Annotated in this window: 12 protein-coding genes; 9 read left to right on the top strand and 3 right to left on the bottom strand. The window is 37.0% G+C overall.

Translation table 11 applies throughout. From position 1 onward, the window contains the following. Nucleotides 1–201: 201 nt before the first annotated feature. Nucleotides 202–1,626: a hypothetical protein gene (locus AC1RNS_RS15310; protein ID WP_492993835.1), complete on the top strand. Its 1,425-nt coding sequence runs from the start codon at nucleotides 202–204 to the stop codon at nucleotides 1,624–1,626. 50 nt (nucleotides 1,627–1,676) lie between these two features. Here the strand turns inward: AC1RNS_RS15310 and AC1RNS_RS15305 are convergent, their stop codons facing one another. Continuing rightward, the gene (locus AC1RNS_RS15305; RefSeq protein WP_492993833.1) at nucleotides 1,677–1,889 is read right to left on the bottom strand and encodes a hypothetical protein; all 213 of its coding nucleotides are present in this window, start codon (nucleotides 1,887–1,889) and stop codon (nucleotides 1,677–1,679) included. A gap of 21 nt (nucleotides 1,890–1,910) precedes the next feature. Then, a complete protein-coding gene (locus AC1RNS_RS15300; RefSeq protein WP_492993831.1) occupies nucleotides 1,911–2,498 on the bottom strand; it encodes a peptidylprolyl isomerase in 588 nt (195 codons plus the stop codon). A 279-nt stretch (nucleotides 2,499–2,777) separates the two neighbouring features. Here AC1RNS_RS15300 and AC1RNS_RS15295 point away from each other — a divergent pair, with 279 nt between their 5' ends. Next, complete coding sequence (locus tag AC1RNS_RS15295) at nucleotides 2,778–4,628, top strand: transglycosylase domain-containing protein (protein ID WP_492993829.1); 1,851 nt, start codon at nucleotides 2,778–2,780, stop codon at nucleotides 4,626–4,628. A gap of 67 nt (nucleotides 4,629–4,695) precedes the next feature. Here the strand turns inward: AC1RNS_RS15295 and AC1RNS_RS15290 are convergent, their stop codons facing one another. Next, nucleotides 4,696–5,259, bottom strand: a complete 564-nt coding sequence (locus AC1RNS_RS15290) for a DUF5366 family protein (protein WP_492993828.1) — start codon at nucleotides 5,257–5,259, stop codon at nucleotides 4,696–4,698. A 155-nt stretch (nucleotides 5,260–5,414) separates the two neighbouring features. Between AC1RNS_RS15290 and AC1RNS_RS15285 the strand changes: the two genes are divergently transcribed. The 7 genes from AC1RNS_RS15285 to mnhG are packed head-to-tail and all read left to right on the top strand — an operon-like array spanning nucleotide 5,415 to nucleotide 11,173. Continuing rightward, nucleotides 5,415–7,829, top strand: a complete 2,415-nt coding sequence (locus tag AC1RNS_RS15285) for a Na+/H+ antiporter subunit A (RefSeq protein WP_492993826.1) — start codon at nucleotides 5,415–5,417, stop codon at nucleotides 7,827–7,829. Then, nucleotides 7,816–8,238: a Na(+)/H(+) antiporter subunit B gene (locus tag AC1RNS_RS15280; protein ID WP_492993825.1), complete on the top strand. Its 423-nt coding sequence runs from the start codon at nucleotides 7,816–7,818 to the stop codon at nucleotides 8,236–8,238. Before AC1RNS_RS15285 ends, AC1RNS_RS15280 begins: the two co-directional genes overlap by 14 nt. Then, nucleotides 8,238–8,579: a Na(+)/H(+) antiporter subunit C gene (locus AC1RNS_RS15275; RefSeq protein WP_492993823.1), complete on the top strand. Its 342-nt coding sequence runs from the start codon at nucleotides 8,238–8,240 to the stop codon at nucleotides 8,577–8,579. The genes AC1RNS_RS15280 and AC1RNS_RS15275 overlap by 1 nt, the downstream gene beginning before the upstream one ends. Continuing rightward, complete coding sequence (locus tag AC1RNS_RS15270) at nucleotides 8,572–10,059, top strand: Na+/H+ antiporter subunit D (RefSeq protein WP_492993822.1); 1,488 nt, start codon at nucleotides 8,572–8,574, stop codon at nucleotides 10,057–10,059. The genes AC1RNS_RS15275 and AC1RNS_RS15270 overlap by 8 nt, the downstream gene beginning before the upstream one ends. A gap of 4 nt (nucleotides 10,060–10,063) precedes the next feature. Continuing rightward, on the top strand, nucleotides 10,064–10,543 hold the full coding sequence (locus AC1RNS_RS15265; RefSeq protein ID WP_492993821.1) for a Na+/H+ antiporter subunit E: 480 nt from the start codon (nucleotides 10,064–10,066) through the stop codon (nucleotides 10,541–10,543). Beyond that, a complete protein-coding gene (locus tag AC1RNS_RS15260; protein ID WP_492993819.1) occupies nucleotides 10,540–10,821 on the top strand; it encodes a Na(+)/H(+) antiporter subunit F1 in 282 nt (93 codons plus the stop codon). Before AC1RNS_RS15265 ends, AC1RNS_RS15260 begins: the two co-directional genes overlap by 4 nt. After that, entirely contained in the window at nucleotides 10,805–11,173 is a 369-nt protein-coding gene (gene mnhG / locus AC1RNS_RS15255) for a monovalent cation/H(+) antiporter subunit G (RefSeq protein WP_286924689.1), read from the top strand. Before AC1RNS_RS15260 ends, mnhG begins: the two co-directional genes overlap by 17 nt. Nucleotides 11,174–11,250: the final 77 nt, after the last annotated feature.

Raw genomic sequence — 11,250 nt, 5'->3', positions numbered from 1 at the left:
CCCTCGTTTTGAAAAAGGGCTATACTTTTTAAATTGTCACCTTGATTTCATTGACATAATAGTATTTCAACAACATGGAAGGATATCTCCAATTTGAGATATCCTTTTTATGTTTAGAAATTCAAATTGGTGGAAAGGTTTGTTAGCTCCTTCTATCCTTCTCTCACAGGAATGTTATTAAATTTGTTTGAGGTGATTTTCATGAAGTTAGTGCCATTAGCAATAGAACGAGCATATATGACCTTTTTATTTCCATTTGCTTATCAAATGAAAAATCGTTCTCAGCTTAGCAATGTCCTTAAAAATGAGGGATATTCCTTTTTTTCATTAAACAATACTTCCTTAGAAAATGCATTTTATGGTCATTCCATTTCAGTTAAACATGAAGAGCTCGCTCAATTTTTCTATCCCTTTCTTGAGGATAAACTATTTCCAGAAAAATTGAATAGTCAAGATTTTCTTCGATTTTCAAAGGCCTACCATACAAAGGGTTTTTTACAACACAAGGATAGCCGTTTCGGTTACGAAATCATTAGTTTAGATGTTACATTATGCCCTTTTGGTAACGGAATCGTTACAGTTCGAGTAAGTATGACAGAGCACACACAAGATATTAGTGATGTTATTAATTTCATTCATTATTTTAGAGTACTTGAAGCAAAGCTAAGAGAGGAAAAGGGAGCCAGCCATCATTTTTCTTTTGGTGATTTTTCATCCACCAGTGAATTATTATTTAAGCATTTTATGCCCTTTTTACAGCCTTATTTATTGCATCATCAAGAAAATACGTATGAAGGATTACCTTTTTTTGAGGATGAACGCATGTTTTCATCAGGGTATTTACTTTGTAAGGAGGGACAAGACATTTTAGATGAGCATTTATTTAGACTGGGACAAGTAGATGGAAGAACGCCCGAAGGCACCCCTTTTATCTCTAGTACTAATCCTGAGTATATTGCTGAATATGTAAAGCAACATACACATCAGCGCTGGGCTCCGCACAGCTATATTGTAACCTCTGCACAAGCCCAGATGACTATTTGTAATATGTCTTTTGAAAAAAGCAAACACAACTTAGAAGAATTTATGGGTACTCATTATTATAATCTGTTTACTCATTATTTTTATAAAATGATGCTTCTAAAGGTTGCATACGAATATAGTGAAATCAGTTGGGGCAAGGATAAATTAGTTGTTAACGAGCTGATTGAATTAATTACAAAGTTTTCTGCACGTTATTATTTTGAAGAGGTAATCGTTCGTACCGAAGGCAGAGAAATTTCACAAATGCTGCGGAAATATTTTCGTATAAATGAGCATTATACGGAGACAAAGGCAACACTAGATAGCTTATACCGTACGCAAGAGGATCAATCGGATAATAGAAGTAATAAATTGCTATTTATCTTAACAGTTTTTACTGTTATATCAGGTATTTATGGCATGAATTTAGTGATTGAGGAGTGGAGAGATTCTAATGGATTAGGCAGTGTTTGGAGCTATACTATATTTGAATGGGTAGCATTTATAACGGCACTTAGTGGTATTTGTCTATCCCTAATACTCGTTTGTGTAACTACTATCAAGTCAATTAGACATCAAATGCGACGCTACAAAAGAAAATAAAAAATTGCCTCGCTGTCCTGAATGGCTGCGAGGCATCTAGCATTCTTACCTTAAATATTTTGCTGATTGTTTGTTTTGCTCTTCTCAGCAAGAATACGTGCTTCAATTTCCTTCGATTTTAATTCTTGTTTTTTTGAAATTTTACGAAAAATCATAAATACAGCAATACATAGGATTAGCATTACTAAAAATTCAAAAGCAGCAGGAATATAGCCTGATTTATCTTCAGGGAAATATAAAAATTGATACATTAAGGGTTTCATCTTTACACGTCCTTACAATTATTATTCAAAAACTGTAATTGACTCAATTTTCACATCTTCTAGAGGTTTGTCACGGAAATCTTTTTCAACCTCTGCTATTTTGTCAATAATATCCATTCCTTCAACCACATGACCAAATACTGTATGCTTATGATCTAGCCAAGGTGTACCACCATTTTTTGCGTAAGCTTCAATGATTTCCTCAGGGAAGCCTGCACCTTGTAATTGGCGTAGCATATCACTTGGAAGGTGCTTCATTTGAACGATAAAGAATTGTGAACCATTAGTATTTGGACCTGCATTTGCCATAGAAAGGGCACCACGAAGGTTAAATACTTGATCTGAGAACTCATCCTCGAAAGAGTTACCCCATATAGATTCGCCACCCATACCAGTACCTGTTGGGTCGCCACCTTGAATCATAAAATCTTGAATAACACGGTGGAAAATAATGCCGTTATAGTAACCTGATTTTGCATGGCCTAAGAAGTTTTCAACTGTTTTTGGTGCATGCTCTGGGAATAACTTAATTTTAACTGCACCTAATGTTGTTTTCATTTCTACAAGTACTTCGCCTGCTTGTACTTCTGATGTTAATTGTGGAAACATTGGAGTCTCTCCTTTAAATGTAATTTCAGTTTCGCTGAATATGATAGTAGCTTATCATATCTGACCTCATTTTAGTCTAACATACTTCCTACAGGTTTTCTTCACCAAAGTATTGACGATTTTTGCACTTTTACCATCATTTATTATCTGAATCTAGTAAGAGAAATCAATACAGCCTTCAAATTTTTGGAAAGTGTAAATAGGTCCGAACGCGTATTTGGAAACCATCCAAATTATGTTATTCTGTTGAGTGACTCATAATTTAAAGTGGAGGCACACATGAACAAGGCTTTTGGTTTTTTTATCATAGTTCTATCCTTACCTGTCCTTTGGTGGGTTAGCACTAATATTAGAACAGAAATTAATACGGCAAAAGCACACGAAGAGCAAATTGCTAGCGCTATTCATTTACCGGAAGTACAGGCACAACTTCCTGTAACACTTATTGATCAAAACGGAGAAATTTTTAGTGAGGAGTATGTAGAATGGCGGCAGCCACTAACCTTACAAGAAATTCCACAAATTGCCCAGGAAATTTTTATAGCAAGTGAGGATGCTCATTTTTATGATCATATTGGCTTTGACTTCAGTGCAATCATTCGAGCTGTTGTAGCGAATTCAAATACAAACTCAGCCTCACAAGGTGGGAGCACTATCACACAACAACTTGTTCGAATGCGCTATTTATCGGATGAAAAAACTTATGAACGAAAATTAACAGAGCTTTTTTATGCACATGAACTTGAGAAAGAATTCGATAAAGATACGATTTTAACCATGTATTTAAATGAATCCTATTTTAGTAATCAGGTTTATGGGATTGGCGGTGCAGCTTCTTATTATTTTCAAAAGCCGCTCAAGGAACTTTCTATTGCTGAGATGGCATTTATTTCAGCCATTCCAAATAACCCATCATTGTATAACCCATTAAAAAATTTTGACAACACCAAAGCAAGACAGGAGCGGCTATTAGATACGCTGTCAGAGAGCGGTGCTATAACGTTAGAAGATGCTGCTACCTATAAGGCTGAACCCATTACATTGAATGTAAAAAATAAAATTCAACAGTATCCTACATATAGCACATATGTCCTACAAGAGCTTAGATGGTTAGTGGCAGAAAAAGAAGGATATGCGGAGCGACTTGTCAATGCTCAGAATGAAGAAGAAAAGAAAAATATCAAAGCACAGCTAGACAATCGACTCAATACTTTATTCCAAAATGGACTGACAATCTATACAGCCCTTAATCCAAGCAAGCAATCACATGATGAAGAAAAGATGACGGCCATATTAGGCTCTGGTAAGTTACAGGCAGCAGGAGCAGTCATAAATAATAGTACACGTGAAATTATTAGCCTTTATGCAGGGAAAAATTACGAAAAATTTGATTATCACCGTGCCTTTCAAGGTACACGGCAGCCAGGCTCAGCCTTTAAACCACTTGCTGTCTATGCGCCGTTCTTTGAAACAACCGCACATACGCCTGATTCCATCGTTAATGGTGGGAGCTACTGTGTTGGATCATTTTGTCCACAAAACTATGGGGGCTATAAGTACGGTGATGTGCCAATTCGGGTAGCATTTCGTCATAGCTACAATACATCTGCCCTACGGCTCTTTCAGACAGTAGGCATTGAAACAGCATTTAGTTACCTAGATCGTTTTCATTTTCGCTCTATCATAGCAAAGGATCAGAACTATGCTGCTGCATTAGGGGGATTAACATATGGCGTAACAGCACTTGAGCTAGCCGATGCCTATACTAGCTTTATAGACGGTTCCTATGTACTTGCCCACAGTATACGTAAGGTAACAGCAGCTGATGGAACTGAGCTTTATAGCTGGAATACAGAGCGCCATCAAATTTGGTCTCCAAAAACAGTAAAGTATATGCGTACGCTGCTAGCAGATGTTGTTACGAATGGTACAGGACAAGGTGTTTATAGTACAAGTAACTATACCGGAGCAAAGACTGGGACAACGAATGACTATCGTGACTACTGGCTTGCTGGCTTAACAGAAGAACATACAGCAGCTGTGTGGCTTGGCTTCGATAAGCCACAATCTATGGAAAATTTAGAGGCCTATAAAATTCACCATCAGCTTTTTAATGTATTACTGGAATAATAAAAGAAAAAGAGCAGTCCATAGTGAAGTCTCTCACTATTTGGACTGCTCTTTGTCATTATGTAATTTAACTAGCAAATGGTAAACTCGCCAAAATACCATTATATAATTTTAAAATCACATAAACTAAAAGCGATAATAGTATAGTCCACATAAAAAGCTCAAAAACTAGTAATCCAATTGTTCCACCCATCGACATAAAATGGCTCATCTTATATATAAGGTAGATAAAATAGATAAAAATAGTTAGCACAAAAATACCTACCAACACATAAATGAATTGAATTGCAAAGGCTGAACATATTGCACCAACAAATAAAATAATAAAGCCGCCCCGAGCCTGACTAACTGTCGCACCATCCTGATCTTTAGAGAAAAATAACATTCCTAACTCGTGAATAGTTTCCCCCACTAATTTTAAAGCTGAAAATACCATAAAGAAAATCATTGCAAAAACAATTAATAAAAACACACGGAGCTCAAAATCTGATAAAAATTCCCGCATACCAGAATACACGCCAATGGATTGGAAAATTTGTAAAGATTCCCCTACGGCATACATTCCAAATGTTAAACTAAACAATAAAATTGTAATTAATGGCAGATAACCATAAATATAAGGGTTCCTCATAAAAAATTTTTTTCCTCTATTTTTATTGATAACTTCCTATTTATAATATAGCCAAAATTATTCCATTATCGCAAGCCAAAACCTATACGTACATATGCATTCCTACAAAAAGTGCGCTATAATGGACACACTTACCTACATAAAGGAGGATTTTTTTGTTACAAGTACTTTATATTTTCATACCAATGCTTGCTGCGATATTAGTGCCCTTTTTATATAAAAGCATTAAAAATATCCACACAGGCTGGTTTGTTCTTGCAGTTCCTGCTACACTCGCGATCATATACACATCTTATATCGCAAAAGTAGCAGACGGTGAAGTATTTCATGCAGAGCTTCCTTGGATTCCATCACTTGATATTTCCGTCGCTTCTTATTTAGATGGACTTAGCTTGCTATTTTCATTACTAATTACTGGAATCGGCTCATTGGTCGTGCTTTACTCCATTTTTTACTTAGATAAACATAAAGAAAAATTACATAATTTTTATGTTTACTTATTATTATTTATGACCGCTATGCTAGGTGTAGTACAATCTGATCATTTAATTACTTTGTACTTTTTCTGGGAATTAACGTCTATTTCATCATTTTTATTGATTGGCTACTGGTATACTCGCGATGCATCTCGTCTTGGTGCACTTAAGTCAATGATGATTACAGTCGGTGGCGGCTTAATGATGCTGGGAGGATTCATTCTTCTTTACCTAATGGGCGGAACATATTCAATTCGTGAACTGATTGTCCTTGCACCAGATTTAATGCATCACCCATTATTCACTTGGTCACTCGTTTTATTACTTTTAGGAGCATTTACGAAATCCGCACAATTCCCATTCTACATTTGGCTACCAGATGCAATGGAAGCGCCAACACCGGTTAGTGCCTACCTCCACTCCGCTACAATGGTAAAAGCAGGTATTTATTTAGTCGCTCGCTTTACACCGATTTTTGCTGTTTCTGAGCTTTGGGTGTGGCTTGTTACAGGTATAGGTATCTTAACTTTATTTTGGGGTTCTTTCTTTGCAGTCAAGCAAACTGATTTAAAAGGAATTCTTGCTTTCTCAACAGTGAGTCAGCTTGGGCTTATTATGTCATTGCTCGGTGCAAGTGCGGTAGCTTATCACACAAATGGTGCAATAGATAGCATCAAATATGCAGCCTTCGCAGCTATCTTCCATCTTATAAACCATGCAACCTTTAAAGGAAGCTTATTCATGATAGCAGGTATTATTGATCATGAAACGGGTACACGTGATATTCGCAAACTAGGCGGATTAATGAGTATTATGCCAATTAGCTTTACAGTCGCGGCAATTGGTAGTTTATCAATGGCAGGTCTACCTCCATTTAATGGTTTCTTAAGTAAGGAAATGTTTTTAACCGCTATGCTGGCACTTCAAAATTTCGAATTTTTCGGCTTTGATACATGGGGGGTACTTTTCCCTATTATTGCTTGGATTGCTAGTATATTTACGTTTATCTATAGCTTTTATTTTGTCTTTCGAACATTTACTGGCAAATTTACACCAGAAAAATTGCCTCAGAAACCACATGAGGCTCCCATCGGTATGTTAATTTCGCCAATGATTTTAGCAACATTAGTCATAGCAATATTCTTTATTCCGAATTTTGTCGGGGATAATTTTGTCAAGCCAGCTGTCCAAGCTATTCAGCCATTCCTATATGACTCACCACAGGATATTGACATTCATGTAGCTGCTTGGCATGGTCGTATAACACCCGAATTACTTATGACAATTGGTATCGTCATTGTTGGTGTTTTATTGTTTGTAGCATTACCGAAATGGCAAGGTATGTACACACGATTCCCACACGTATTCACGTTAAACAATGCCTACGACAAAATGATGCTTGGTCTTGATGCGGGCTTAAATCGCGTGTCACGACTTTATATGACAGGTTCTATGCGGCACTATTTACTTTATATGTTTAGCAGCATTGCAGCGATTGTCATAGGCTCCTTATTTGTAAAGAATGCCTTTACATTCTCTTTCCAAAATACGGCACCTATTCGCTCGTATGAGATTATCTTAGTGGTGGTTTTAGTCATTGGGACAGCCATTACAATTTTAGCAAAATCACGTCTAACAGCCATTATTGGGCTTGGATCTGTTGGTTATACAGTGGCATTATTCTTTGTTATTTTTAATGCTCCTGATTTAGCATTAACACAGCTTGTTATTGAAACGATTTCTGTCGCATTATTTTTATTAGCATTTTACCATCTCCCTAAGCTTGGGAAACGCGAAGAACGCATGAGATTCCAATTAAACCGCGCGATAGTTTCCATCGCAGTTGGTGTAATGGTCACACTTGTAGCATTATCTGCACAATCACAAAAATTGATTCCAACTATTTCTAAATACTATGAGGAAACAGTTTATTCAAAAGCTGGCGGTGGTAACATAGTTAATGTGATTTTAGTAGACTATCGAGGCTTCGATACATTATTTGAAATTACTGTACTAGGTATTGCTGGCATGGCCATCTTAGCAATGATTAAGTTACGTATGAATAGAAAGGAGAAACCGCATGAAAACAAATGATGTCATTATACAATTTACAGCAAAAATTGTATTCTTCATTATTTTCTTCTTTTCCATTCATATTTTTCTGGCTGGTCATTATACACCAGGAGGAGGTTTCGTTGGTGGACTTCTAACATCTAGTGCCGTCGTACTCCTAGTACTTGCCTTTGATTTAAATACAGTTCGCCATGTTTTACCCATTAATTATACGTATTTAACAGCAATTGGCTTGTTATTAGCCCTTGCAACTGCTGCTTTCCCAATGTTTGTTGGCAAGCCATTTTTCACACATTTTTTTGATTATTTCAATTTACCGCTTCTTGGCAAACAGTCACTCCACACGGCTATGCTTTTTGATAGTGGTGTCTATTTGGTTGTTGTCGGCGTTACGATGACCATTATTCAAACAATTGGGGAGGATGAATAATGGAGATAATTATGGCCTTTGTCATAGGCTTTCTGTTTATGGCAGCGATTTATTTAATCTTATCCAAAAGCTTATTGCGTATCATCATAGGAACTGGCCTTTTAAGCCACGGTGCACATCTACTTATTTTAACAATGGGCGGACTTGGAGGAGAAGCACCTCCTGTATTAAATGAGGGAGCGAAAACATTCGCAGACCCATTACCACAGGCTCTCATTTTAACAGCGATTGTTATCAGCTTTGGGGTAACAGCATTCTTCCTTGTACTTGCCTATCGTTCCTATCAGGAGCTTGAAACAGATGATATTAGCTTAATGAAAGGAAGTGATGAGGATGAATAACTTCCTTCTACTGCCCATTATCATTCCTTTCTTCTTTGGCATGATTTTAATGTTTGGGCAAAAAAATCTAAAATATCAGCGAACATTTTCACTACTTGGTATAGGCATTGCCCTTATATCGGCCATTTCACTTCTTATAAAGGTTAAAAATGACGGCATACAAAAGGTTACATTTGGCAACTGGCCTGTACCATTCGGCATTACAATGGTGTCTGATATGGTATCAGTATTACTTGTTACAACAACACTGTTGATTGCATTTTTTGTAGTTTGGTATGGCTTTGGTTCCATCACAAAGGAGCGAGAGCGCTTCTTCTACTATCCAGGAATTATGTTTATTTTAACTGGGGTGAACGGAGCATTTACTACAGGTGATATTTTCAACCTTTTCGTATTCTTTGAGGTATTGTTAATGGCTTCGTACCTGCTAATCGTTTTAGGAGGAGAAAAAGGACAGCTTAAAGGCTCAATTAAATATATTTTAATCAATGTGATTTCTTCAGCATTATTTGTTATAACAGTGGCCTTCCTATACTCTGTAGTTGGAACCTTAAATATGGCAGATATTGCGGTAAAAATAGCTGAAATCAACCAGCCTGGTATTGTTACGGTTATAGCTGTACTGTTTTTAATGGTATTTGGTTTAAAAGCGGCAATTTTCCCGCTCTACTTCTGGCTGCCCACCTCTTATGCGGCAGCGCCAATACCCGTGCTAACACTATTTGGGGCATTATTAACAAAGGTCGGTATTTATGCCATTACACGCACGTATACACTGTTCTTTGTGCATGATTTATCCTATACACATGATTTACTAATGGCACTAGCTATTGCAACCATAGCAGCCGGCTGTATTGGTGCACTTGCCTACTTTGATGTTAAGCTTATTATCATTTACAACATCGTGATTGCAGTAGGCGTTATTTTATTCGGTGTCTCTCAAATGAACGAAGCTTCCTTAAAAGGGGCCATGTTTTATTTAGTGCATGATATGCTGATTAAGGCAGCTCTCTTTATGCTAATCGGTATCGTCATCTATATTACGGGTACATCTGATTTACGAAAAATGGGTGGCCTTATGAAAAAATATCCTGCTCTTGGCTGGTTTTATTTAATTGCTGCATTTGGCTTAGCAGGAATTCCACCACTTAGTGGATTTGTCGGAAAGCTTCTTATTGCACAAGGAGGCTTTGAGGCAGGCAGTATGTGGAGTAGTATTTTTATTTTAGCTTCTTCACTTCTCGTATTATTGTCTGTGATTCGTATTTTCCTTTATGCCTTCTGGGGTGAAGAAAAAGCAACGACTGGTACGGTCGATAAAAAAGTCTACCAGACACTATTTGTGCCTACTGTTATTTTAGTGCTTATTACCGTAGCCTATGGTGTGGGGTCTGAGTGGATAACACCATTTATGGACGATGCGGCAGAACTATTACATGATCCATCTATATATATAGATGCTGTTATGAAGGAGGATTAAAGCTATGGCATTTCAAATTATTTTAAATTTTGCACTTGCCTTCGTCTGGATGTTCCTTTCTTCTAATTACACAGTAACGGGCTTTATTGTAGGATTCCTTCTCGGTATTCTTCTGCTTATTATGATGCGGAGATTTTTTGCAACACGTCTCTATGTCTACCGTATTTGGGCAATTATTAAACTGACTTTACTGTTTTTAAAGGAATTAGTATTGGCAAATATACAAGTTCTTCAAGTAGTCTTAAAGCCTAAATTAGATATGCAGCCAGCATTCTTTGCTTACCCTACTGTTCTAAAGCAAGAGTGGGAAATTACCCTATTATCAAGTCTTATTACCTTAACACCAGGTACAGTAGTTGTTCATGTATCAGATGATGCTAAAACTTTATATGTACATGCCATCGATATCAGTGATGTTGATGAAGCAATTGCAGCGATTCGAGATTCCTTTGAGAAAGCGATTTTGGAGGTGAGTAAATCATGACAACGTTTATTATGGCTGCGATTGTAGTGATTTGCTTATCAATGGTAGCCGTCATTTATCGAATGGTTAAAGGACCTTCTGCATCCGACCGCGTAGTCGCTTTGGATTCATTAGGTGTGTCACTCATTTCGTTAATTGGACTATTTTCCATATTAGTGGAGACAAGCTTCTTCCTTGAGATTATATTATTGTTAGCGATTTTATCGTTTATCGGCACAGTAGCTTTCTCTAAATTTATAGAGAAAGGAGATATCATTAAACGTGACAATTCTCGCTAATAGTTTAGTTATCTTTTTTATTTCTGTTGGGGTGCTATTTATTGTCGTGACAGCCATTGGACTTATTCGCTTACCTGATTTGTACACTCGGGCTCACGCTGCCTCTAAGAGTGCAACATTAGGTGTCATGTGTATATTGATTGGCGTATTCTTTCACTTTTGGCTTATCGAGGACCACTTTAATCCCCGTATTTTGCTAGGTATTTTGTTTTTATTTATCACTGGACCAGTTGGAGGTCATATTATGACTCGCTCCTCGTATATCGCTGGTGTCAAGCCATGGAAAGGCACTGTCCGCGATGAGCTTGGACCAGAAATTGAACGTATGAAAAAGGAACAAGGCATAAAATAAGGATCAATTTCGCCTTGGCGTAATTGTAGCTGCCACTTTGCTTTTGCTACTAAAAACATTTGCTGAATGAAGATAAA

The sequence above is a fragment of the Lysinibacillus sp. GW821-FHT14F06 genome (assembly GCF_058803665.1).
Note: the sequence above shows the minus strand (reverse complement) of the source record. Positions and strands in the feature narration are given on the sequence as shown.

Bases quoted from the DNA above. Each gene is read 5' to 3' on its own strand.
- AC1RNS_RS15280 (WP_492993825.1), top strand. From the start codon at position 7,816: ATGAAAACAAATGATGTCATTATACAATTTACAGCAAAAATTGTATTC.
- AC1RNS_RS15275 (WP_492993823.1), top strand. From the start codon at position 8,238: ATGGAGATAATTATGGCCTTTGTCATAGGCTTTCTGTTTATGGCAGCG.
- AC1RNS_RS15290 (WP_492993828.1), bottom strand. From the start codon at position 5,259: ATGAGGAACCCTTATATTTATGGTTATCTGCCATTAATTACAATTTTA.
- AC1RNS_RS15310 (WP_492993835.1), top strand. From the start codon at position 202: ATGAAGTTAGTGCCATTAGCAATAGAACGAGCATATATGACCTTTTTA.
- AC1RNS_RS15270 (WP_492993822.1), top strand. From the start codon at position 8,572: ATGAATAACTTCCTTCTACTGCCCATTATCATTCCTTTCTTCTTTGGC.
- AC1RNS_RS15305 (WP_492993833.1), bottom strand. From the start codon at position 1,889: ATGAAACCCTTAATGTATCAATTTTTATATTTCCCTGAAGATAAATCA.
- AC1RNS_RS15295 (WP_492993829.1), top strand. From the start codon at position 2,778: ATGAACAAGGCTTTTGGTTTTTTTATCATAGTTCTATCCTTACCTGTC.
- AC1RNS_RS15265 (WP_492993821.1), top strand. From the start codon at position 10,064: ATGGCATTTCAAATTATTTTAAATTTTGCACTTGCCTTCGTCTGGATG.
- AC1RNS_RS15260 (WP_492993819.1), top strand. From the start codon at position 10,540: ATGACAACGTTTATTATGGCTGCGATTGTAGTGATTTGCTTATCAATG.
- AC1RNS_RS15300 (WP_492993831.1), bottom strand. From the start codon at position 2,498: ATGTTTCCACAATTAACATCAGAAGTACAAGCAGGCGAAGTACTTGTA.